This window comes from Nakamurella lactea DSM 19367 (assembly GCF_000426645.1).
In the GTDB taxonomy this organism is placed as follows: Bacteria; Actinomycetota; Actinomycetes; order Mycobacteriales; family Nakamurellaceae; genus Nakamurella; species Nakamurella lactea.
Genome location: NZ_KE384550.1, coordinates 301830 through 324341, shown reverse-complemented (window position 1 = coordinate 324341; position 22512 = coordinate 301830). Strand labels below are relative to the sequence as shown.

20 protein-coding genes are annotated in these 22512 nt (G+C 67.1%); 13 read left to right on the top strand and 7 right to left on the bottom strand.

The window, feature by feature from the left end; translation table 11 throughout:
* Positions 1-114 precede the first annotated feature (114 nt).
* Entirely contained in the window at positions 115-1248 is a 1134-nt protein-coding gene (locus K340_RS0125045; protein WP_211229634.1) for a DNA glycosylase AlkZ-like family protein, read from the bottom strand.
* 5 nt (positions 1249-1253) lie between these two features.
* Positions 1254-2672, bottom strand: coding sequence for a MocR-like pyridoxine biosynthesis transcription factor PdxR (gene pdxR / locus K340_RS0125040; RefSeq protein ID WP_029138708.1), 1419 nt, complete (start codon positions 2670-2672; stop codon positions 1254-1256).
* A 46-nt stretch (positions 2673-2718) separates the two neighbouring features.
* On the opposite strand from pdxR, the gene K340_RS0125035 reads away from it, so the two are divergent.
* The 13 genes from K340_RS0125035 (at position 2719) to K340_RS33230 (ending at position 18292) form a co-directional block, all read left to right on the top strand.
* Complete coding sequence (locus K340_RS0125035; protein WP_029138707.1) at positions 2719-4053, top strand: FAD-binding oxidoreductase; 1335 nt, start codon at positions 2719-2721, stop codon at positions 4051-4053.
* Positions 4054-4078: 25 nt separating this feature from the next.
* The gene (locus K340_RS0125030) at positions 4079-4639 is read left to right on the top strand and encodes a dihydrofolate reductase family protein (protein WP_029138706.1); all 561 of its coding nucleotides are present in this window, start codon (positions 4079-4081) and stop codon (positions 4637-4639) included.
* A gap of 215 nt (positions 4640-4854) precedes the next feature.
* Entirely contained in the window at positions 4855-6696 is a 1842-nt protein-coding gene (locus tag K340_RS0125025; RefSeq protein WP_029138705.1) for a phosphoenolpyruvate carboxykinase (GTP), read from the top strand.
* A 191-nt stretch (positions 6697-6887) separates the two neighbouring features.
* Positions 6888-7736: a PIG-L deacetylase family protein gene (locus K340_RS0125020; RefSeq protein WP_029138704.1), complete on the top strand. Its 849-nt coding sequence runs from the start codon at positions 6888-6890 to the stop codon at positions 7734-7736.
* A gap of 387 nt (positions 7737-8123) precedes the next feature.
* A complete protein-coding gene (locus K340_RS0125015; RefSeq protein WP_154674472.1) occupies positions 8124-8348 on the top strand; it encodes a hypothetical protein in 225 nt (74 codons plus the stop codon).
* Positions 8349-8636: 288 nt separating this feature from the next.
* Positions 8637-10427, top strand: coding sequence for an ABC transporter substrate-binding protein (locus K340_RS0125010; RefSeq protein WP_029138702.1), 1791 nt, complete (start codon positions 8637-8639; stop codon positions 10425-10427).
* Positions 10428-10552: 125 nt separating this feature from the next.
* Entirely contained in the window at positions 10553-11512 is a 960-nt protein-coding gene (locus K340_RS0125005) for an ABC transporter permease (RefSeq protein WP_029138701.1), read from the top strand.
* Positions 11509-12441, top strand: a complete 933-nt coding sequence (opp4C, locus tag K340_RS0125000) for an oligopeptide ABC transporter permease (protein ID WP_211229633.1) — start codon at positions 11509-11511, stop codon at positions 12439-12441. The genes K340_RS0125005 and opp4C overlap by 4 nt, the downstream gene beginning before the upstream one ends.
* A 10-nt stretch (positions 12442-12451) precedes the next feature.
* Entirely contained in the window at positions 12452-13531 is a 1080-nt protein-coding gene (locus K340_RS0124995; protein WP_051267610.1) for an ABC transporter ATP-binding protein, read from the top strand.
* Positions 13528-14592, top strand: coding sequence for an ABC transporter ATP-binding protein (locus tag K340_RS0124990; protein WP_029138698.1), 1065 nt, complete (start codon positions 13528-13530; stop codon positions 14590-14592). Before K340_RS0124995 ends, K340_RS0124990 begins: the two co-directional genes overlap by 4 nt.
* Before the next feature lie 104 nt (positions 14593-14696).
* Positions 14697-16019, top strand: coding sequence for an aspartate aminotransferase family protein (locus K340_RS0124985; protein WP_029138697.1), 1323 nt, complete (start codon positions 14697-14699; stop codon positions 16017-16019).
* 95 nt (positions 16020-16114) lie between these two features.
* Positions 16115-17170 (top strand): exo-alpha-sialidase, encoded by a 1056-nt coding sequence (locus K340_RS0124980; protein WP_029138696.1) that lies wholly within the window; start codon positions 16115-16117, stop codon positions 17168-17170.
* A 15-nt stretch (positions 17171-17185) separates the two neighbouring features.
* Complete coding sequence (locus K340_RS33230) at positions 17186-18292, top strand: FAD-dependent oxidoreductase (protein WP_211229632.1); 1107 nt, start codon at positions 17186-17188, stop codon at positions 18290-18292.
* A gap of 98 nt (positions 18293-18390) precedes the next feature.
* On the opposite strand, the gene K340_RS0124970 is transcribed toward K340_RS33230, so the two are convergent.
* The 5 genes from K340_RS0124970 to K340_RS0124950 are packed head-to-tail and all read right to left on the bottom strand — an operon-like array spanning position 18391 to position 22463.
* Complete coding sequence (locus tag K340_RS0124970) at positions 18391-18777, bottom strand: RidA family protein (protein ID WP_084614953.1); 387 nt, start codon at positions 18775-18777, stop codon at positions 18391-18393.
* 32 nt (positions 18778-18809) lie between these two features.
* Complete coding sequence (locus K340_RS33225) at positions 18810-19637, bottom strand: IclR family transcriptional regulator (RefSeq protein WP_051267606.1); 828 nt, start codon at positions 19635-19637, stop codon at positions 18810-18812.
* 19 nt (positions 19638-19656) lie between these two features.
* Entirely contained in the window at positions 19657-20529 is an 873-nt protein-coding gene (locus K340_RS33220) for a fumarylacetoacetate hydrolase family protein (protein WP_037366633.1), read from the bottom strand.
* Positions 20530-20556: 27 nt separating this feature from the next.
* Positions 20557-21444, bottom strand: coding sequence for a Gfo/Idh/MocA family oxidoreductase (locus K340_RS0124955; protein WP_029138694.1), 888 nt, complete (start codon positions 21442-21444; stop codon positions 20557-20559).
* Positions 21441-22463 carry a Gfo/Idh/MocA family protein gene (locus tag K340_RS0124950; RefSeq protein WP_029138693.1) on the bottom strand — a complete coding sequence of 341 codons (1023 nt, stop codon included), beginning with the start codon at positions 22461-22463 and terminating at the stop codon, positions 21441-21443. Before K340_RS0124950 ends, K340_RS0124955 begins: the two co-directional genes overlap by 4 nt.
* Positions 22464-22512: the final 49 nt, after the last annotated feature.

Here is a 22512-nt window from a genome sequence, read left to right as displayed (position 1 = left end):
AACATGTCGGATCCGGAGCCTTCCCGGTTGAGGCGGGCATCAGCATTCCGTCATCCACGACTGTAAGCGCACCGACCGCCAGCAACTGCGCACCGGACCGGTGGGGAAGGCGTGTCAGCCCCCGGTGACCTTGTTCAATGTCTGCCCGCGGACCGTCGCCAGTCGCTCCGCCTGCGCCGCGACCGCACTGCACACACCGGCCGTCACCGGCAGCCACGCCTCCCAGTTGATCGTCAGCTTGCTGCCGGTGGACTTCGGCCGCCAGGTGCCGACGATCTCGCCGTCGACGGCCACCGCGCCTGGCCGCCCGAGTATGCGCCAGAGGTCCTTGGAGTGCGCCGGATCGGCCACCAACATCGGCCGGTCCCGCGCCTGCAGGTAGGCGTCGTACGGGCCGAGAAGCCTGGTGGTCCCGCTCATTTCGGGCGCTGCGGTCAGGGCTTCGAGCTGCCCGGCCAGGAGGAACCGCTCGCCCCGCACCGTCGGCGCGTCGGTCACCTCGACCGGCACTGTGTCCTGCGGCCAGTGCGCGGCGACCACCTTGGTCGGCATGTCGAGGAACGCGGCGACGTCGGCCGGTCGGGCTGGTCCGAAGAACCGCAGGTAGTTGCGGATCACGCTGAATTGCGGATCGGCATCCGCGCCGGAGCGGCCGTACAGCGGCGCCCGGAACCCCGGGATGCGTTGCAGCACCGGGGGAGAGGTCCCCGGTTGCAGCTCGAGGCCGGCCTGCAATCCAACAATCCGGAATGACGACTCCCAGCAGTGCACACACCCACACGGGCCGCACTCGCGCAGGTACGGCGGATCGAGCGCCGCCGTCAGCGCAGTCGACAGGGCACCCTTCACCATCGGCTTCGCGACGATTCTCCGTTGCTCCCGCGCCACGACGGCCAGCCCGTCCGTCACGGAGATGCCGGCCGCCGTCAGCGGTTTTGCCGCGTCGAAGATGCGTTTGGCCGCGTCGGGCTCCGAGAACGGTGAGCTCGCCGTCGCAATCGCCGCCACATCGGCGCGCCGGTACAGGTGGGGCGATACCCGTAAGGTCCAGGCCAGCAAGGTGTCTGCCTCGTCGTAGTCCGTCAGCCCGCGGTTGGTCAGCGCCCAGCGGGCCGCTGCCGGCCCGGTGTCCTGCACGCCGAAGTCCAGCAGATCGACGTCGGCAAGGCCGGCGGCGGATCCCGGTTCGCGGTCCAGCTGGTGCGCGCGCCAGCGGAACTTCAGCACCTGAGCACGCGTCACCGACATGGTCGTCATTCTGTCCCCCGGGTCCGACGGACCTCATTGATCGCCGCCGCCAGCACGTCGACACCGTCGGCGATCGCCCGCTCGTTCTCCTTGGCGAACCCCAGGATCAGCGCCCCGCGGTCGGCGGCGGCGATCCGGTGCGGGGCCAGTCCGTTGATGCCCAGACCCCGGCGCGCCGCCTCCGTCACCACCGCTTGCTCGTCGAGATCCGTCGGTAGCCAGACCATCAGATGCAGCCCGGCTGAGATGCCGACCGGTCGCAGCTCCGGCAGCCGCGCGGCGAGTGCGGCCAGCAATGCATCGCGGCGGGCATGGTAGAGCGGGCGCATCGTGCGCAGATGCCGGTCGAACGCGCCGGTCTCCAGGAAGTCGGCGAAGGCCAACTGGTCGATCACCGGCGAGCCGCGGTCGGCGTCAAGTTTGGCCGCGGCGACGGCGCCGACCAGTCGGTTCGGCGCGATCAGCCAACCCAGCCGCAGGCCCGGCGCCAACGTCTTGCTGGCGGATCCGGCGTACACCACCTGATCGGGGGCCAGGCCCTGCAGACTGCCGATGGCGACCTGGTCGTAGCGGTACTCGGAGTCGTAGTCGTCCTCGACGATGATCGCGTTCCGCTGCTGTGCCCACCGGACCAAGGCGGCCCGTCGGGGTGCCGACAGCACCGCGCCGGTCAACTGGTGCGACGGCGTCACCAGGACGGCGTCGGCCGCGCTCGCCACCAGAGCGCGAACGTCGATGCCTTCGTCGTCCACTCCGATCCCGACAACGGTCAGCCCGGCGCCGGCGGCGATCGGCCGGACGTCTTCGAAGGACGGATCCTCCACCGCGAAGGTGCGGACGCCGGCGGCGGCCAGCACCCGGACGATCAAGGACCAGGCCTGGGCGAAACCGCTTGTCACCACGACGTTGTCGGCCGGCGCCCAGGTGCCGCGGACCCGGTTCAGGTAGTTGGCGAGCGCGCTGCGCAGTTCCGGTGCCCCGTAACCCTCGAGGTAGCTGAACCGATCGTGCGGGGCCTTCGTCAGCACCGTGCGCATCGACCGGAGCCAGGCGGCGCGGGGAAAGCGCGAGACGTCCGGGCGACCGTAGAGCAGGTCGATCCTGGGCAGCGCCCGAGGCGTCGGCGGCGCCGGTGATGGCGGCGCCCGGTCGGCGGCCACCGTCGTGTAGCCGCCGCCGCGGCTGGTCAGGTAGCCCTCGGCGGTGAGCTGCTGGTAGGCCTCGACCACGACTCCACGGGACAGCCCGAGGTCGGCGGCGAACTGCCGGGTGGAGGGCAGTTGTTGGCCGCGCAACAGCCGGCCGCCGCGGATCGCGTCGCGGATCGCCGCTTCCAGTTGGACGTGCTTCGCCGTCGAGGAGTCCGGATCCAGCGAGACGAGCGGGCCGCTCGTCGCCGACGGGCTGGTCCTGATTTCCGTCATCGGATTGGACCTTACCGACCCGGCAGGCCGGCGTCAGAGTTCTTTCATGACCACAGCAACCCAGCTCCGGCAGCAGACCAGGATGATCAGGGGAACGGTGCTACTGCCGGGAGATACCGGCTACCACCGGGCCCGTTCGGTGTGGAACGCCGCGGTCGATCGCCATCCCCGCCTGATCGTCAGGGCCGCCGGCGCTGACGATGTGGCGGCGGCGGTCCGAGCGGCCGGTGAACTCGACCTGGAGATCGGCGTCCGCTGTGGTGGGCACAGCGCGGCCGGCCACGCCGTCCCGGACGGCGGACTGATGATCGACCTGACGCCGATGGGCGGCGTCGCCGTCGATCCGGCGAGCCGCACCGCACTGGTGCAGGGCGGTGCGCTGTTGGGCGCGCTCGACCGCGCGTCGCAGGAGTTCGGCCTGGCCACCACCGCCGGCAACGTCTCGCACACCGGAGTCGGCGGGCTGACCCTCGGCGGCGGCATGGGCTGGCTGGCCAGGCAGCACGGACTGGCTTGTGACAACGTCACCTCGTTCACGGTGGTGCTGGCCGACGGGTCGATCACCACTGCCAGTGCCGCCGAGCACCCGGACCTGTACTGGGGCCTGCGGGGTGGCGGCGGCAACTTCGGCATCGTCACCGAGTTCGCATTCCGCTTGCACGACACCGGGTCCAACGCATCGTCGGTCGAGGTGGACTTCCCGCTCGATCAGGCGGCCGCGGTGCTGCGCGGCTGGCGGGATCTGAACGCGACCGCGCCGCGGCAGGCCACCTTCACCGCCGACATCGAGAACGGGCTGGCAACGGTCGGCTACGTCTGGACCGGCGACCGGCAGGGTGACACCTCGTTGTTGCCGGCGATCAGGTCGTTGGGCCGGCCGTGCGGTGAGCGGGTCGTCCGTTCGTCCTACCTGCAGTTGCAGACCCGGATCGACACCGCCGGCCGGCACGGCAAGCGACGGTACGCCAAGAACCATTACTTCACCGGCCTGACCGACGAGGCCATTGAGCAGCTGGTGACCGGGGCCGACGATCCGATGTTCCCCGGCGCCGGCCTGCAGGCCTACGGCGGAGCAATCGCCGACGTGCCCGACGACGCCTCGGCTTTCAGTCACCGCGGCGTCGCGTTCGAACTGAATGCCGGCACCGGCTGGACCGACCCGGCGCAGGATGCGGCGCGGATCGACGCTGCCCGCAGCTACGCCGCGCGGCTGGCGCCGTTTGCCAGCGGCGCCTACGTGAACGCCCTCGGTGACGAGGGTGCCGACGGCGTGCGGCGGGCGTACTCGCCGGCGAAACTCGCGCGGCTGACCGAGCTCAAGAACGCCTACGACCCGCAGAACGTCTTCCATCTCAATGCCAACATCCCACCGTCCAGGTGACCACCAGCGACAACAGGAGAACATCATGGGAAAGATCGTCAGTTCGACCTTCGTCAGCCTCGACGGCGTGATCAACCACATGGACCGTTGGCACTTCGACTTCATCGACGCCGAGACCGACGCCTTCGCCATCCGGCAACTGAACGAGCACGACGCACTCCTGATGGGTCGCAACACCTATGACGCGTACGCCGCGACCTGGCCGGAACGGGACGGCGAGATGGCCGACCGGATCAACCTGATGGAAAAGTACGTCGCGTCCACCACGTTGCAGTCGCCGGAATGGGCGAACACCACGGTGTTGGCCGGGGATCTCGTCGAGGCCGTCACCGACCTCAAGCGTGACCCCGACCGGGACATCCTGATGCACGGCTACGGGCCGGTGGCCAAGATCCTGGTCCGGCACGGGCTGCTGGACGAGCTGTTCCTCTGGGTGCATCCGATGCTGGCCGGGGTCGGCGGGCCGGACGATCTGCTGCTCAGCGAAGGACTCAACACCCGGCTGGAACTGCTGGAGGTGATCAGGCTCGGCTCGGGCATCGTCATTCTTCGCTACCGGCCCGAGCCGCCGCTCCCTCGCAGCTGACGGCCGCACACCGTCGGACACGTCCCAACAGGCTCGAACAGGGGGTGGTGACCGTCACGAATCTGAATCGATCTCTTTCTCGATTCTGAGACGCTTTCCTCAGCGACACACCGGCAATCCTTCGGCAGTTCGGTCTACCGTTTGGCAAATCACCTGCCGCGCCCGTCGATTGCAGCACTATCGGCGGGCCTCGACGATTCCGGAGAGCCAACGACATGACAGCCGTAGCCGAGAACGCCACCAACTCAGGTACCGATCTGACCGCGCAGCCGACCGCGGGCTACGACTCGGAGCTCCTGGCCTGGGTACGGGAGGTGGCCGCGCTGACCACCCCCGATCGGATCGTCTTCGTCGACGGTTCGGATGCTGAGTGGACCAGGATCACCGACAAGCTCATCGACGCCGGCACGTTCACCCGCCTGACGGCCAAGCCGAACTCCTTCCACTGCGCCTCCGACCCGTCCGACGTGGCCAGGGTGGAGGACCGGACCTTCATCTGCTCGGCCCGAGAGAAGGACGCCGGCCCGACCAACAACTGGCGCGACCCGGTCGAAATGAAGGCCGAGATGAGCGAGCACTATCGCGGCAGCATGGCCGGCCGCACGATGTACGTGGTGCCGTTCTGCATGGGTCCGTACGACGCGCCGTCGCCGATGCTCGGCGTGGAGATCACCGACTCGGAGTACGTGGTCGCCTCGATGCGGGTGATGACCCGGATGGGCGCGAAGGCACTGGAGCTGATCAACAACGGTGCCCGCTGGATCAAGGCGCTGCACTCGGTCGGCGCGCCGCTCTCGTCAGGCGAGAAGGACGTGCCGTGGCCGTGCAACGACACCAAGTACATCACCCAGTTCCCCGAGGAGCGGATGATCTGGTCCTACGGCTCCGGATACGGCGGAAACGCCTTGCTGGGCAAGAAGTGTTACTCGCTGCGGATCGCCTCGGTGATGGCCCGCGACGAGGGCTGGCTGGCCGAGCACATGCTGATCCTCAAGCTCACCTCGCCGGAGAACACCACCCACTACATCGCCGCCGCCTTCCCGAGTGCCTGCGGCAAAACGAATCTCGCCATGCTCGAGCCCACCATCCCCGGCTGGACGGTGGAGACCCTCGGCGACGACATCGCCTGGATGACCTTCGGTAAGGACGGTCGGCTGTACGCCGTCAACCCGGAGTTCGGCCTGTTCGGCGTCGCGCCCGGCACCGGCTACCAGACGAACCCGAATGCCATGCGCGCCATCGAGAAGGGCAACTCGATCTTCACCAATGTCGCCCTCACCGACGACGGCGACATCTGGTGGGAGGGGATGACGAAGGAGCCGCCGGCGCACCTGACGGACTGGAAGGGCCGGGACTGGACGCCGGCGAGCCAGGAGCCCTCGAGCCACCCGAACTCGCGGTTCTGCACGCCGATCACCCAGGTGCCGATCATCGCCGACGAGTACTTCCAGCCGGTCGGCGTGCCGATCTCGGCGATCCTGTTCGGCGGCCGGCGCAAGGACACCGTGCCACTGGTGACCCAGGCCCGGGACTGGCAGCACGGCGTCTTCATGGGTGCCACGCTGTCCAGCGAAACCACCGCCGCCGCAACCGGAAAGGTCGGTGTGGTCCGTCGCGACCCGATGGCCATGTTGCCGTTCATCGGTTACAACGCCGGCGACTATCTCGGTCACTGGATCAATGTCGGCAAGAGCGCCGCCGACGACAAATTGCCGAAGATCTTCTACGTCAACTGGTTCCGCCGCGATGCCGACGGTGGCTTCCTCTGGCCGGGCTTCGGCGAGAACTCCCGGGTGCTCAAGTGGGTGATCGACCGGCTGGACGGCAGGGTCGGCGCCGCCGAGACCCCGATCGGCTACGTGCCGGCAGCCGGGGAACTGGACATCGACGGGCTGGACATGACCGACGATGCGGTGGCCGAGGCGCTCGCCGTGGATCCGGACGAGTGGAGGCGGGAGATCCCGTTGATCCAGGAGTGGTTCGACAAGCTCGGCGACACCGTGCCGACGTCGCTGCGTGACGACCTGGCTCTGTTGCGCCAGCGCTTGGGCGAGTAGCCCGCCCGGCCTCCTGGTCGGCCGCCCGGACCGGCGGGTCGGCGGCGCGATGGCGCCGGCTCGTCGGCCCGGAGAGGTGCGCTCCGGGATCGTCTTGGGGTGTCCCGTACCGGCACCCCGTGTGCTGTAATGGAATCGCGTTTCACATTGAGTGGAGCCCCAGGTCAGCAGCCAGAGAGAGACGAGCCGGAATGAAGATCATGACGATCTACGCCCATCCCGCCGACACCATCACCAACTGCGGCGGCATGCTGGCACGGCATGCGGATAATGGCGACGAAATCGTCGCCGTCATACTCACCCACGGCGGTCGGATCCACCCGAACAAGTACGCCGAAGAGATGCGCAAGGAAAATCCGGACCCGGCCATTGCGGCGGCCGGCCTGCAGGACGTCGTTGACAACAAGAAGGAAGAGCTACGACGGGCCGCCGAAATCATCGGAATCGGCACCGTCGTGACACTCGACAACGACGATCGTATGGCCGTCGTGAGTGAAGAGATGGTGGATCAGGTTGCAGAGCAGATCGCGCTGCACCGCCCGGACGTGTTGATCTGTGACTACCCGCTGAATCCAGTTGTCTCGGGATCATCGCACACCACCGCCACGATGACGGCCATTGCGGCCCTTGACCGCGCTGCCCAGTTCCTGACCGTCCTCGATGGCCAGGCCGAAGTGAACGTGCGACAGGTCTTTTTCACCGGAATGCAGTCGATCGCCCGCGATGCGTTGTCCAGTTACGGCGAGCGCAACGACATGTTCATCGACATCACCCCGGTGGTCGGACGCAAGATCGCGGCCATGGACTGCTTCGTCAGCCAGGGCTACGACGGCCTCTTCGCCCGGAAGTTGATCGAGTCCTACAACGGCGAGTTCGGGCGCGCCGCCGGCGTCGATGTCGCCGAAGCCTATGTCCGGTTCCGCAGCGAGACCCATTCGCTGCTCCCGTTGACTCCCCAGGCGCAGGAGTTCGACGCACTGACCAGCCATATCACCTATTCCAGGATGAACGTTCGCGCGGAATTCCCCATCGTCACCTGAGCTCAGCCTGGCCATCAAAGGCGAATTCAGCATCGGGCCCCCGCCCTGGCCGCCGGTTGCCCCCCCTTAGGTCATTGCACTTGAGGGGGGTCAACTGCACCAGGTCATGTACGTGCCGGCCGGATTTCGCGATTCTCTCCTTTCTCCTTTCTTTCGCCGTCACGTAGGGGTCGTCTCGTGTCCGTCGTGGATGCCGTCGGCTGGATCGCGGCGCTCTCTTCGGTCTGCTGACTGGCATCCCGCAGATCCTGTCGCCCGACGCGCTGCTCTTCCCCACCCCGGGGTGGGTCCTGGCCCAACTCTGCCAGGCCCGCCGGCTGCCGCTGGCAACCACCTGGGACATCCGACCCGGCCGGCGTGTCGTTGCTCGGGATGGTTCTCATCTTGGTGAACCAAGCGCTGTGGTTCAGCTACGCGCTGCCGTCCGGTGAGAGTGCGATGCTCTACTCGACCATCCCCTACGGATCGCTGGTCTTGGCAAATGTCGTGGCCCTCCAGTGGCGCCGATCGCGGCTGCGTGCTCGCGTTGGGGTGGCGCCGCAGCAGGTCACGGGTGACCCGCTCAGGGCCGACAGCCCCGGGGAGGCCCCGGTTCAGCTACCGGATCGCTGACCGCATCAGTGCAGGTGAGGCGCATCTGTGATGCCGCGCGCCCGGATGCCGGGCGCTCGTTGGCGGACGGGTGGTACGTATAACGTAGCGCTCACGAAATGCCGTTCCATGCCAGCGGGGAGTGAGGGACCTGACGTCGATGATGCAAGGTCGAGTCCTTGCAACGGGTGGATAACAGCCTATTGACAGTCCGGCAACCTCCCCCCATGCTGTGAAATAGCGTTTCAATCCGTGTAGTTCGGACGGGATCAGTCGATCTCGTCTCTTCGACCAGCCGAAGAGGTGTCAATGAAGCGACAACGCAAGATGCTGGCCATGGTGGCCGGAATTGTGGCGGCGGCCATGGTGTTGTCCGCGTGCTCGGACCCGAGTAACCCTGCGGACGAGACCACATCGGCGGCGACCGGACAGACGTCCTCCCCCGCCGCCGGGACCACCGAGGCGTCATCCGCAGCCGATACCGCGGCGACCAGCGGAGGTACCGCGGCGACCAGCGCGGCGACCACCGGGGGCGCGGAGGCGACCGAGGGCACTACCGGTACCCCGGCCGAGGCCGGACAGGCGGCAGCGAACGCCACCGGCACGCTGAACCTGTTCATGTACCAGAAGCCGAACGGCTTCTTCAATCCGCTGCACGGCGCTTCCGGGCCGGATCAGGAAGTCATCTCGCTGGTCTACGAACCGCTGTTGATCGCCAGCCCCAGCGGCGCGCTGGTGCCGGATCTGGCGGACGGGACACCGACCATCAGTTCGGATGCCAAGACCTTCACCTTCAAGATCAAGAAGGGCGTGTTGTGGAGTGACGGGCAGCCGCTGACCAGCAAGGACGTGCTGTTCACCTACACCAGGGCGGCCGATCCGAACATGGACCTGAGCCGGGCGGCCACCCTGTTCAGCACGGTCGAGGGCATCGACGACTTCGCGTCCGGCAAGGCGAAGACCATCTCCGGATTCTCCACGCCGGACGATCAGACCTTCGTCATCAAGCTGACGGAGCCGAACGTCGGCTTCCTCGGCCAGATCGGCACGATCGAGATCCTCCCGGAGCATGTCGTCGGCAAGCTGCCGATCAAGACCTTCACCCAGGATCCGTACTTCGCCAAGCCGACGGTCGGCACCGGGCCGTTCACCGTGGCGGAGTTCAAGACCGACCAGTACGTGCACCTGACGGCGAACCCGAACTTCCGCTACCAGGTCGGCGTCAAGGACGTCTTCCTGAAGATCCTGACCTCCGACGTGGCGACCCAGCAGCTGCAGACCGGCGAGCTCGATCTGACCAACATCGCGCCGGTGGACCTGGACGTGGTCAAGGGCTTCGACGGCGTGACGGTGGACACCATCGACACCGCAGGGTTCGTCCGGGCGGCGTGGAACCAGTCGCAGAAGCGGTTCCAGGACCCGAAGGTGTTGCAGGCCTTCCTGTACGGGACGGACCGCAAGTCGATCGTCGAGGGCGCGATCAAGGGACAGGGAATCGTCCGCAACAGCGTCTTCGGGCCGCCGTGGCAGGCCGCCGACCTGAACGACTACCCCTACGATCCGGACAAGGCCAAGCAACTGCTGACCGAGGCGGGCTGGGACTCCAGCCAGCCGGTTGAGCTGGCCTGGATCTCGGCCGGCAACCCCGACCGCGACGCCGCTGCGCAGGTGATGCAGAACCAGCTCAAGAACGTCGGCATCAACATCGAACTCAAGCAGGTGCAGGCGTCCTGGATCCCGGACCACGTCTCGGTCGGCAAGTTCGACATGTTCATGTACGGCGGTGGCGATTACACCGCCGAGCCGGCCAGCGTCATCCCGATCACCTCGTGCCAGGAGCCGGGCAAGGGACCGAACAACGGCCTGTACTGCAACAAGGAGTTCTCCGCCCTGCTCACCAAGGCGAACCAGGAGAACGACCTGGCGGCCCGGACGAAGCTCTACCAGCAGGCGTCGAAGATCGAGAACGAGGACCCGTCGCAGATGTGGCTGTACTCGCCGAAGAGCCTGTGGGCCGTCGGCAAGACGTTCCAGGGCTTCCAGCCGCAGGCGCTGGCCAACTCCTGGTTCGAACCGTGGAACTGGAAGAAGGCATCCTGATCGATCGGGCAGGATCTGTTGGTCACCCTGAGTGACCACCCCAGCGTTGGGGGCCGCTCGCCGCGGCCCCCAACGCTGCATGAACGCACCGGCCCTGCCGGAGAACCTATGGAAGGAGGTGACTCGTGGGTGCCTACCTGTTGCGCCGGCTCGCCTCCACCGTCCTGGTGTTCTTCCTGATCACCATTGTGGTGTTCACCCTCATCCACTTGGCGCCCGGCGACCCGATCGCGATGCAGATCCCGCCGGATCAATACACGTCCGCGACCCAGGACTTCATCGCCGCCAAACGGCATGAGCTCGGCCTGGACCGGGCACTGCCGATCCAGTACCTGACCTGGATCGGACACGCCTTCACCGGCGACCTGGGACTGTCGATCGTCAACGGCCGTCCGGTCTCGGAGATCATCGGCGAGCGGATCGTCCCCACGCTGGAGCTGATGAGCCTCGGCATGATCCTGGCCATCGTGATCGCGCTGGTCTTCGGTACCTGGGCCGCCGTCCGCAAGAACCGCATCGTCGATTACGTCATCACCTTCTTCAGCATGTTGACCATTTCGACGCCCGGCTTCTTCATCGGCATCATGGCCATCTATCTGTTCTCGGTGAAGCTCAAACTCCTGCCGTCGGCCGGTATGTCGACGACCGGCGTGCACACCACGGCGGACGCACTCAAGCACCTCATCCTGCCGGTGACCATCCTGGGCCTGACCATGTCGGCCGGCCTGTTGCGGTTCGTCCGCGGCGCGATGATCAGCGAACTGACGGCCGACTACCAGCGAACGGCGCTCGCCAAGGGCCTGACCCGCGGCGGAGTGGTCGTCAAGCATGTGTTCCGGAACGCGCTGATCCCGATCCTGACCGTCATCGCCTACATGATTCCGCAGCTGCTCAGCGGGGCGGTACTCATCGAGTCCGTCTTCGCCTGGCCGGGGATGGGTTCGATGGTGGTCGACGAGGCTGCGAAGAACGACTTCCCGGTGCTGATCGCGTTCGCGATGTTGACCGCGATCCTGGTACTGCTGTCCAACCTCGTTGCCGACGTCCTCTACACACTGGTGGATCCGCGGGTGAAACTCCGATGACAGCAACCTTTGATCCGAACCTGCCGGCGGCGGCGCCGGCCGCGGACCATTCGCACGACGCGGCAGAGGGACTTGCCGCGGTCCGGCGCTCGCCATCGCGAATGGCCTTGCGGCGGTACATGTCCAACAGACTCGCCGTAGCCGGCGCCGTGGTGCTGGTGGTGCTGGTGCTCGGCGTGCTGTTGCTGCCGGTGTTCATGCACCTCGATCCCTACACCGTCGATCCGCTCAATGTCAGGGCCAAGCCAACCGGTGACCACCTGCTGGGCACCGACGGCGTCGGTCGTGATGTATTCGCCCGACTGGTTTACGGCGGCCGGATCTCGATGCTCATCGGCTTTTCGGCAGCCCTGCTGGCGGTGCTCATCGGGTCGCTGATCGGTGCGCTGGCCGGCACCCTTGGCGGCTGGGTGGATTCGACCTTCATGCGGATGGCCGACGTGTTCATGTCGTTCCCCAACCTGGTCGCGATCATCGTCGTGGTCGGCATCTTCGGGGCGAACGTGATCGTGATGGTGATCCTGCTGGCCCTGTTCGGCTGGACCCAGACGGCCAGGGTGGTCCGCGGGATGATCCTGTCGCTGCGGGAGCGCGAATACGTGCAGGCGTCGCGCGCGTTCGGCGCCAAACCACTGTGGCTGATCAGTCGGCACCTATTGCCGGCGGCGCTCAGTCAGGTGGTGGTGCTGATGACGCTCGAGGTGGCCGGATTCATCCTCAGCGAAGCCGCGCTGTCCTTCCTCGGCGTCGGGATCCAGCCACCGACTGCGAGTTGGGGCAACATGCTGCAGGCGGCGCAGCAGTACACGGTGATCTCGTCGATGCCGTGGCTCTGGCTGCCACCGGGGCTGGCGATCGCCCTCACCGTGCTGGCCATCAATTTCGTCGGGGACGGCCTGCGCGATGCGCTGGATCCCCGGCAGCGCTAGGAGTGCCGATATGACGGAACAGGTCTCGATCACGAAGGACACCGCGCCGATCGGCGACGAACAACCACTGCTGCAGGTCACCGATCTGCAGGTCGAGTTCCGCACCGACGCCGGTCGCGCCTACGCCGTTGACGGCGTCTCGTTCAGCATCGCGGCCGGCGAAATTCTTGGCGTGGTCGGCGAATCGGGTTCGGGGAAGTCGGTGACGGCGATGTCCATTCTCGGTCTGGTCCCGTCACCGCCAGGCCGGATCGCGGGTGGCTCCATCGTCTTGCAGGGCCAGGAACTGGTCGGGGCGTCGGAGCGGACGCTGCGCAAACTCCGCGGGAGCGCGGTCGGGGTGATCTTCCAGGATCCGATGACGGCGCTCAATCCGGTCCAGCGGGTGGGGCGGCAGATTGCCGAAGGCATTCGGATTCATCGAGGACTGTCCAAGGACAAGGCGCTGGAGCGGGCCGTCGAACTGCTTGCCCTGGTGGGCGTTCCACAACCCGAGCTGCGGGCTCGGCAATACCCGCATGAGTTCTCCGGCGGTATGCGGCAGCGGGCGATGATCGCAATGGCGATCGCGAACGACCCGGCGCTGTTGATCGCCGATGAACCCACGACAGCGCTGGACGTCACCATCCAGGCACAGGTGCTCGACGTGATCCGGCACAGTCAGCAGGAGACCGGCGCGGCGACCATCTTCATCACCCACGACCTCGGGGTCGTCGCCGAACTGGCCGAGCGGGTGATGGTGATGTACGGCGGACGGGTGATGGAAACCGGCAGGGTATCCACCATCTTCCGCCAGCCGCGTCATCCGTACACGGCCGGGCTGTTGGCCAGCTTGCCGTCGTTGACCAGGGACGACGCCGAGCTGACGCCGATTCCCGGTAATCCGCCCAGCATTCTGGCCAAGGTGAAGGGGTGCCCGTTCCAGCCGCGGTGCGTGATCGGCCGGGACAGGGACATCTGCGCGGCCGAACGGCCGCCGTTGCTCGAGGTCGGCACAGACCATCTGTCCGCCTGCCACTTTCCGGACGAGGTCGGTGCGAGCGCACCCGAGCAGCAGGTCGCGCCGGACGATTCGGAGGTCCGCTCATGAGTGAAGAACCACGTCCGCCGGCCGAGCCGGTGCTGGCTGCCGTCGGCCTGCAGAAGTACTTCACGACGCGAACCGGCATTTTCTCGAAGCCGAAACCGCCGGTTCGCGCGGTCGACGGCGTGAGTTTCGAGTTGCAGGCCGGTGAGACCCTCGGCCTGGTCGGCGAATCCGGGTGCGGGAAGTCCACCACCGGGCGGATGTTGATGGGGCTGGAGACACCGACCGGCGGTCAGGTCCTGTTGGACGGCAAGCAGGTCGATCTGGCCGGCGAGGACGGACTGCGCAACAACGTGCAGATTGTCTTCCAGGACCCGTACGCATCGCTGAGTCCCCGGATGACGGTGCACGACATCGTCGCCGAACCGCTCCGGGTGCAGAAGCGGTACGGCCGTAGCGAGAACGGCCGCACCGGTGCCGAACGGGTGGCTGATGCCCTGGTTGCAGTCGGACTGTCCCAGGAGCAGGGATCGCGGTACGCCCACGAGTTCTCCGGCGGCCAGCGGCAACGGATCGGGATCGCCAGAGCGCTGGTGCTCGAGCCGCGAGTGATCGTGCTCGACGAACCGGTGTCCGCCCTTGACGTCTCGATCCGGGCGCAGGTGCTCAACCAACTGGAGCGCCTGCAGAACGAGCGCGGACTGGCCTACCTGTTCATCTCGCACGACCTGTCCGTTGTCCGGCACATCTGTGACCGGGTCGCCGTGATGTACCTCGGTGGGATCGTGGAAGTGGGATCGCGGGAGGAGATCTTTACCCGGCCGACCCATCCCTACACCCAGGCGTTGCTGTCGGCCATCCCGTCTGCCGATCTGGATGCCGCCGTCGTCCGGGAGCGGATCGTGCTCCGTGGCGACGTGCCGAGCCCGAGCAACCCACCCAGTGGATGCCGGTTCCGCACCCGATGCTGGAAGGCGCAGGACATCTGCGCCGAGCAGGCGCCCGTGCTGCTGCCGACTCCGGGGCGCCGGGCCGGGTCGGTCCATGAGATGGCCTGCCATTTCCCGCAGGCGATCGACGTCCTCGGTGGCGAGCCGGTCGGAGCGTACGCCGACGCGCCGTGACCGCCCCTGGGGGTCTATAGTGAAATGGTATTTCATTATGGCGGAACAGCAATCGAAAGGCACGGAGGCTCACCATGGCCGCAGCAGATCTGACATTCACTCCGGTGAGCGCCGATAGCCACACCAAGAGCAAGGCGCTCGCCGACCGGGCGACCGCAGTGATCCCCGGTGGGGTGAACTCAGGAACCCGGCGCAACGGTGCGCCGTACGCGTTCGAGTCGGCCGCCGGTGCGTACATCACGGACTTCGACGGAAATCGATACCTGGATTACCACGCGGCGTTCGGGGCGATCCTGCTCGGACACCGGCACGCGGTGATCGAAGATGCGATGGCGGCCGCAGCTGACACCTTGGACCTCAGTGGCTATGGCGTCAGCGAGGCAGAGGTGAAGCTCGCCGAGTTGATCGTCGAGGTGCTGCCCAGCGTCGAGCAGACGGTGATTCTCAACAGTGGCAGTGAGGCGGTCGCCTACGCGATCCGACTGGCCAGGGCGAGCACCGACCGCAAGTACCTCGTCAAGTTCCAGGGCGGCTTCCACGGCTGGAGCGAATCCGTTGCCCGCAACGTGATCTCGCCGAAGGAACGTGCCTATGGCGACGACCCGGTGACGGCGGGAATCTTGCCGGATTCCTGGCAGTCGACGCTGATCGCGGAGTTCAACGACCTGGAGTCGGTGAAGACGCTGTTCGAGCAGTACCCCGAGCAGATCGCCGCGGTGATCGTCGAGCCGATCCCGCACAATGTCGGTGCATTGGTGCCGACCAAGGAATTCATCGAGGGCCTGCGGACTCTGACCACCGAGCAGGGTGCACTGCTGATCTTCGACGAGGTGATCACCGGGTTCCGGCACGCTCTCGGCGGCTACCAACAGATCTGCGCAGTGACCCCTGACCTCACCACCTTCGGCAAGGCCATGGGCAACGGGTATCCGGTGGCGGGGCTGGGCGGTAAGCGGGAGTTGATGCAGAACTTCGATGCGGCCGGCGGCAAGGTCGCGTTGATGGGTACGTTCAACGGCAATGCCACCTCGTGTGCTGCCGGGATCGCGACCATCACCTACCTCAAGGACAACCCGGACTTCTACACCAGGACTCATGCTCTCGGTGAGCGCTGGCGCAGTGGGCTGCGGGGGATCCTGTCGGAGCTGGAGATCACCGCTGAGGTGGTCGGTTTCGGTGGTACCTTCTCCACCTATTTCATCGACCACCGGGCGAGCGGGTTCAAGGACCTGCTGGAGAACGACGTGCAGGCGGCGATCCAGTTCCACCGCAGAATGATCGACCGTGGTGTGCTGATGCTGCCGTTGCCACTCAAGCGCAACCACATCTCGGGCAGTCATACGGCCGAGGACATCGACATGAGTCTGAATGCCGCCCAGGACGCGCTCCAGAGCATGATCGACGACGACATCGTCAGTCGCGGCTGACATACTCCGGCAACGACAATGGCCCCGCCTGCGCCGACGAGCGGGCGGGGCCGTTCGCATGGTTGTCCTTCCCGGCACTCATTGGAGACCGAGCCATGATGGACCTGACCCTCCCGCGTCCGGCCTCGCCCCAGTCGTACACGGTGCCGGTCGATCCCGGGCGGACCTGGGTCAAGGACCCCAGGATCGTGATCGATGCGCCACCCGACACTGAGGTCGATCCGGCGCCGGACGGCCGGTGGCCGACGAGTGCGATCCGAACGGGTCGGTGCGGTGTCGTCAGCCCGCGCGCACTGCGGATGGCCGACGGCAGCTACCGGCTGTACTACACCCAGATCCGTCCTCGGCCCGGATTTCCCGCTGGGGCCAACGACTACGACACGTCGACCAGCCGGATCCTGAGCGCGTCGTCTGCTGACGGCGACAGCTGGACGCCGGACCCGGGTGTCCGGCTGACCCCACAGCAGGGTGCAGCCGGCGACCTGCGCGTCGTCTCGTCGGAGGTGGTCGCCGTCCCCGGCGAGAGCGGGTCGCTGCGGATGTACTTCGAGTGCTGTCCGGGGTCCCAGTCGGCGGCTACCAGCATTCGGAGCGCGATCTCCGATGACGGCGGTTGGGAGTGGGAACTCGAGCCAGGGGTCCGTCTGGACACCGGGGATCGCGGTGTCAATACTCCCCGGATCACCTACCTGCAGGACGGCGGCGTCCGGCTCTACTTCTACGAGCGGGACCGCGGAGTCCTCAGTGCCGTCTCGCGCGACGGCGGTCTGACCTTCGCGGAGGAGCCGGGCATCCGCATCGAGCAGAACGGCCCCCTCGATTCGACGGCGGCCTTCTCGCCGGAGGTCATGAAGATCGCCGGCGGCGGCTATCGGATGTATTACGCGGGCTACAGCGCGAACAATCGGGCGCAGATCCTGGCCGCCACTTCCGAGGACGGGTTCACCTGGCACAAGGAAGCCGAGCCGGCGATCGTCCCGACCGAAGGCGCACCGGACGCGGCGAAGTGCTCGGAACTGAGCATCCTGCAGCTGCCAGGGCGCAGCGGTGGGTCGCGCCTGCGGATCTTCTACGAGGCGTGTGACGGCACCGCCGTCAACCAGCGGGGCGTGTGGCGGATCATGAGTGCTGTTGCCGAGCTGTCACTGTGAACAGGGAGCATTGCTGTGGTTGATGTCGAAACTGTAGTGATCGGCGGCGGGGCGATGGGCGCGGCCGCGGCGTGGAGTCTGGCCAGGGCCGGCCGTTCGGTGCTGCTGCTCGAGCGCTTCGGACCGCGTCACGATCGCGGTGCTTCCCATGGCGATTTCCGCAACTTCAACCTGCTGTACGCCGAGTCGTACTTTCAGGACCTGCTCGTCGAGTCCGACCGCCTCTGGCGCGAGCTGGAAGCCGAGAGCGACCGCGTGCTCATCGACCGGGTCGGAATGGTCGGCCACGGCGGGGACGCCCGGGCAGACGATATCCTCGCCGCCCTCCGAACTTCGGGGTTCCGGGCCGGAGAATTGGATGTCGCCGAGGCGACGGCCCGCTGGCCGGGTATCAGGTTCGACGGCCGCGTCGTGTTCGCCCCCGACGGTGGCCGGGTGCGCGCCTGGGATTCGGTCGAGGCCTTCCACGAAGGCGTGGCCCGCCATGGTGGTGAGGTGCGCTACCGGACCCCGGCGGTGCGACTGGAGGTCATCGGCGATGACGAGGTCGCGGTGACCATCGACGGCGAGGACGGTCCGCAGGTTGTCACCGCGAAGCGGGCGATCGTGACGGTCGGGGCCTGGACATCGAAGGTGCTCGGCGCGCTGGTGGATCTTCCGCAGCTGGCGGTGTTCCAGGTGCAGCCGGCGCATTTCCCGGCTGCAGAGGTCCCGTGGCCGTCGTTCCGGCACATCGTGGACTCGCCGTACGGCAGCATTTACGGCCTGCTGGAACCCGGCCGTGGCGTGAAGATCGGTTGGCACGGCGGGGGAGTGCCGGTCGATCCGGACGCCCGACGGGATGACTGGGACGCCGAGGAGCTGGCCGCGCTGCGGAGCTACGTGCGGTCATGGATGCCAGGGCTCGACGCGGAGCGGCCCGAGATGATCAGCTGCACCTACACGATGACGCCCACCTCGGACTTCGTACTCGACCGGGTCGGTCCGGTGGTGGTGGGAGCGGGCTTCTCCGGTCAGGGATTCAAGTTCACCCCCGCGATCGGCGCGTCGCTGGCCGGCCTGGCGACCGGCGACCGCGGAGTTGCGCCGGAGTTCAGGATCGCCGCCCACGTTCGGATCTAGCCTCGGCACCGCTCGGCCGATCCCGGCCCATCGCGGAGACGGCAATGGCCCCGGCTGCGGTTGAGCAGACGGGGCCATTGCCGTTGAGAGCCGGCGGATCACTCGCCCAGATAGGCGATCGCGTCGACCTCGACCCGCACGTCGGCATGTCCGAACGCGACCACCATGGTGGTCCGCGCCGGTGGAACGTCGGTAGCCGCAGCGAACCGCTGCCGATAGATCTCGTTGAACTTGGCGAACAGCAACGAGTTCGACAGCCACGCGTTGACCTTCACCACGTTCGAGAAGTCGGCGCCGCCGGCCTTCAGGATTGCCTCGACGTTGTCGAGGGTCTTGTTCACCTCGTCCTCGAAGTCGCCGATCAGGACCGAGCCGTCGCCGTTGCTGGCGATCTGACCGGACACGAACAGCAGATCACCGGCGCGGTATCCGGCACTCAACGGGACGCCAGGGGCTGGAATGTCGGGACTTTCAATGGCAGGCACAGCGGGTGTTTCCTCTCGTTGTCATTCTGTGGTCAGGACTCGTCGAGTCCGTCGCCCGGGTGGATGGTGACCAAGGCCTTTGCCAGCCGTGGGTCGGCGGCGATCTGGGTGGCGATCTTCGTCAGCTCCGGAACGATGTCCGCGTGCCGATCGGCCGACAGCTCGCCGGCCGGACCGGAAATACTCACCGCAGCAACAGATCTCTGGCCAACGACCACAGGAACCGCAAAGCAGCTCAAGCCGAGCGCACCTTCTTGATCGTCGTAGGCGTAACCCTGCTTCCGGACCCGCTTCAGCTCGGCGTCCAGTTTCGAACGCGTGGTGATGGTGCGGGGTGTCTTGGCATCCATCGGCCCGTCGCCGACGATCCGATGGACGCTGGCCGTGTCCAGCTGGGCGAGCAATGCCTTCCCCAGTCCGGTCGAGTGCGGGTCGTCCCGGCTGCCGGTGTGCACGATGTAGCGGATCGGCCGGTCGGCCAGCACCACGCACAGGTGCAGCACCTGATTCCCGGTCAGCACCCCCAGGTTCGCCGTGTGCCCGACCGCCGCGGACAACCGCTGCAGGTACGGCCGGGCCAGCTCGTCCGGATGAAGATCGTCGGCGACGCCGGCGGCGATGGCGGTCACCGTCGGCCCCAGGCCATAGGTGGGTCGCTCATCCAGCCGGATGGTGCAACCCTCCTGGGTGAGGATGGCCAGCAGCCGCACCAGGGTCGGCTTGGGGATCCCGGTGCGGTCGTGCAGGTCCTGCAGCGTCACCGGCTCACGTACGTCGGCCATGGTGCGCAGCACCGTGAGACCTCTGGTCAGAGTTTGCGCCCGGTACCGGCCGACTTCATCGTCATCCTTTGTCGCCACAGCTCATTCCTCCGATTGTTCATGCGGTGCGGACGGGAGTCACCAGCTTCCCCAGTCCCTCGACCTCGGCAACCATGACGTCCCCGTCGTTCAGGTAGGTCCCGGTCGTCGCACCCACACCTGCTGGTGTGCCTGTGAGGATTATGTCCCCCGGGCGCAAGGTACACAGCCGGGAGGCGAACGCGATGAGTTCCGCGCAGGTGAAGATCATCCCGCCGGTCGTCGACTGCTGACGAATCTCGCCGTTCACCGCGAGTCGGATCGGCAGGCTTTGCGGGTCCGGGATCTCATCGGCGGTCACCAGGTACGGGCCGACCGGAGCCGAGTTGTCGGCCCATTTGCCCTCGAGCCAGTCGAAAAAGCCGACCCAGGCATTCTCGGTGTCGCGCTCGAAGCCGATCTTGTCGAGTGCCCGCAGCGACAGGTCGTTGGCCGTGGCGTAACCGAACACGTGATCCAACGCGTCGTCGGTGGCGATATTGCGGCCCTCGCGACCGATCACCACTGCCAGCTCGACCTCCCAGTCGGCAGCTGCCGAGATCTCCGGGATCAGGAAGGTGTCGTCCGGGCCGGCGATCGCGTTCTCGAACTTGTTGAACAGCTTCGGGCTCGTCCTGGTCTTGTCGACCCGGGTGCCGCCGCCCTCGTCGATGTGCTCCTGGTAGTTACTGGCGGCACAGATGATCTTGCCCGGGGCCTGCAGCGGCGCCAGCACGGTGACGTCCGAGAGGTCGAACCGTTGTGCCGGAGCGGTGGGCGCGGCGGGGACGAGCCCGGCCGCGACCACGGTGGCGAGGTCGCCGTCACCGAGTTCGATCACGCCGGTGCCGTCGTCGGTCAGGATGCCGTGGCCGATCGAATCGTCCGTACGGCGGTAGGTCAGCAGTTTCATCGGAATCTCTTTCGCTGTGGTGGAAGGTCAGAAGTCGACGGCACGATGGGTGGCCGCGGAGGTGTTGAGGGCGTCGATGACGGCGGCCAGGTCGGCGGCGATGCCGAGTCCCGGTCGGGTGCCGCCGTCGGCGACCGACCGGATGAGGGAGTCCACCGAACTCGGGCCGAACGGCAACCGCCCGCGGTGGGTGCCGATCACGTCGAAGGCGGGGGAATCGAGGTCGACCAACAGCTGCCCGTGGCTACCGAGGATGCGGTAGCGGTGCAGGATGCTGTTGTCCGGTACCGCATTCGCTTCGCCGGCGCCGGGACCGGCCCGGCCGATCAGCAGACTGACGGCCACATCCGGCCGGCAGCGCAGCGACAGTGTGATCGCCTCGCCGGAGCCATCCGGTCCGGCCTGCGCAATGACCGCGTGGGCACGGCCGTGCAGGTCGCCGATCAGCGACTGCACGACGTCCAGTGCGTAGACGGCCAGGTTGCGGAGCTCTCCGAGCGGGTGCGGGCCGTCGCCAGGACCGACCAGCAACTCGCCGTGCACGGCGTGCAAGAGTCCGAGGCCACCGGAGACGGCGCGGCCGCGGGCCGTGGTCATGGCCGGGTGGAACCGCGGGTGGTGGGCGGCGACGGCGTTCGGGAAACGCGCGGCCAGGTCGGCGAGCACCGCGGTCGGCAGCAGGGTCGGCTTGTCGACGACCGCCGGCTTGCCGGCATCCGCGCTCCGCTGCAACAGGTCGGCCAGCTCGTCCGGCTTGTTGACGTCAGCGCAGATGATCACCAGGTCGGCGTCGTCCAGTGTCTCCGCCTGCTCGAACCCTTCCAGGCCCTGAACGGCGGGTCCGTACATGTCGCGATGGTGGTCCTGCCGGTGTCCGGGAGTTCCGGCGCCGGCGAGCAAGACGCGGGTCGTCATGCCTTCGTTCCTTCCTGGCGGGAGACGTCGACAACCTCGCCGGTGCGGGCCGACTGCTCGACGGCAACGGCGATCGCGATCGAATGAATGGCGTCCGCAACGGCCGGGAAAACCGGGGTGCCGTTGACGATGGCGTCGTGCATCACTCCGAGCTGGCGACCGAACGGCGAGGTCCCGGCTGCGCCGAGCGCGCCGACCACCTCGTCGGTGAAGGCAACGGTGCCGTCCGAGTTCCACCTGCGGGTCAGGGTGCCGGTAGTGCCGTGCACCACGATCTCGAACACGTTGGTCGACCTCGGCCGCTCGCCACGGGAGATCTCGCAGACCGCGGTGCTGCCGTTGGCGAACTCGAGGGTGGCAACCAGCGCATCGTCGATCTCCAGAGCCGCTGCGGTGATCTTCTGGCCCATGGTGAAGACCCGCTCCACCGGCGAGCCCATCCACCAGTGCGCCAGGTCGTACAGGTGCACGCCGTTGTGGAAGGCGTGGCCGCCGCTGCGTTTCGGGTCGAGCACCCAGGCGCCCCAGCTACCCCAGATCCAACCGCCGGCGATCGCGAGCCGCATCGAGCGCGGCGTCCCCACCGCACCCGACTGCAGCGCGGCCGACACGGACATCGCGTAGTCGCTGTGCCGGTGCGTATGACCGATCAGCAGGGTCAGGCCGCGTTCGGTGAAGGCGTCCGCGACCCGCTGTGAATCGGCGACGGACAGCGCCAGCGGCTTCTCCAGCAGCAGGTGTTTGCCCGCTGCGGCCGTAGCCAGAGCCAGCTCGGCATGGGTGTCGTTGGGGGTTCCGATAATGACGATGTCGACGGCCGGATCGGCCAGTAACTCGTCGAGACCGGGGCTGACGGTGGCGCCGTACTTGGCGGCCAGGGCGGCCGCGGCGACTGGATTGCGGTCGTTGACCGCGGCCAGTCGGAGGCCCGGATGGCCTTGTGCCGCTTGGGCATGGGAGTCGGCGATGAATCCCGCGCCGACGATACCGATGCCCAACGGGTCGGTGCTGACGGTCATGTCGTCCCTTCTGTGACGAACCGTTCTCGTGACGCCACCGCCGTGGTGG

Excerpts from the sequence above, each read along its gene's own strand:
- K340_RS0125045 (WP_211229634.1), bottom strand. The coding sequence starts at position 1,248 with ATGTCGGTGACGCGTGCTCAGGTGCTGAAGTTCCGCTGGCGCGCGCAC.
- pdxR (WP_029138708.1), bottom strand. The coding sequence starts at position 2,672 with ATGACGGAAATCAGGACCAGCCCGTCGGCGACGAGCGGCCCGCTCGTC.
- K340_RS0125035 (WP_029138707.1), top strand. The coding sequence starts at position 2,719 with ATGACCACAGCAACCCAGCTCCGGCAGCAGACCAGGATGATCAGGGGA.
- K340_RS0125030 (WP_029138706.1), top strand. The coding sequence starts at position 4,079 with ATGGGAAAGATCGTCAGTTCGACCTTCGTCAGCCTCGACGGCGTGATC.
- K340_RS0125025 (WP_029138705.1), top strand. The coding sequence starts at position 4,855 with ATGACAGCCGTAGCCGAGAACGCCACCAACTCAGGTACCGATCTGACC.
- K340_RS0125020 (WP_029138704.1), top strand. The coding sequence starts at position 6,888 with ATGAAGATCATGACGATCTACGCCCATCCCGCCGACACCATCACCAAC.
- K340_RS0125010 (WP_029138702.1), top strand. The coding sequence starts at position 8,637 with ATGAAGCGACAACGCAAGATGCTGGCCATGGTGGCCGGAATTGTGGCG.
- opp4C (WP_211229633.1), top strand. The coding sequence starts at position 11,509 with ATGACAGCAACCTTTGATCCGAACCTGCCGGCGGCGGCGCCGGCCGCG.
- K340_RS0124995 (WP_051267610.1), top strand. The coding sequence starts at position 12,452 with ATGACGGAACAGGTCTCGATCACGAAGGACACCGCGCCGATCGGCGAC.
- K340_RS0124990 (WP_029138698.1), top strand. The coding sequence starts at position 13,528 with ATGAGTGAAGAACCACGTCCGCCGGCCGAGCCGGTGCTGGCTGCCGTC.
- K340_RS0124980 (WP_029138696.1), top strand. The coding sequence starts at position 16,115 with ATGATGGACCTGACCCTCCCGCGTCCGGCCTCGCCCCAGTCGTACACG.
- K340_RS33220 (WP_037366633.1), bottom strand. The coding sequence starts at position 20,529 with ATGAAACTGCTGACCTACCGCCGTACGGACGATTCGATCGGCCACGGC.
- K340_RS0124955 (WP_029138694.1), bottom strand. The coding sequence starts at position 21,444 with ATGACGACCCGCGTCTTGCTCGCCGGCGCCGGAACTCCCGGACACCGG.
- K340_RS0124950 (WP_029138693.1), bottom strand. The coding sequence starts at position 22,463 with ATGACCGTCAGCACCGACCCGTTGGGCATCGGTATCGTCGGCGCGGGA.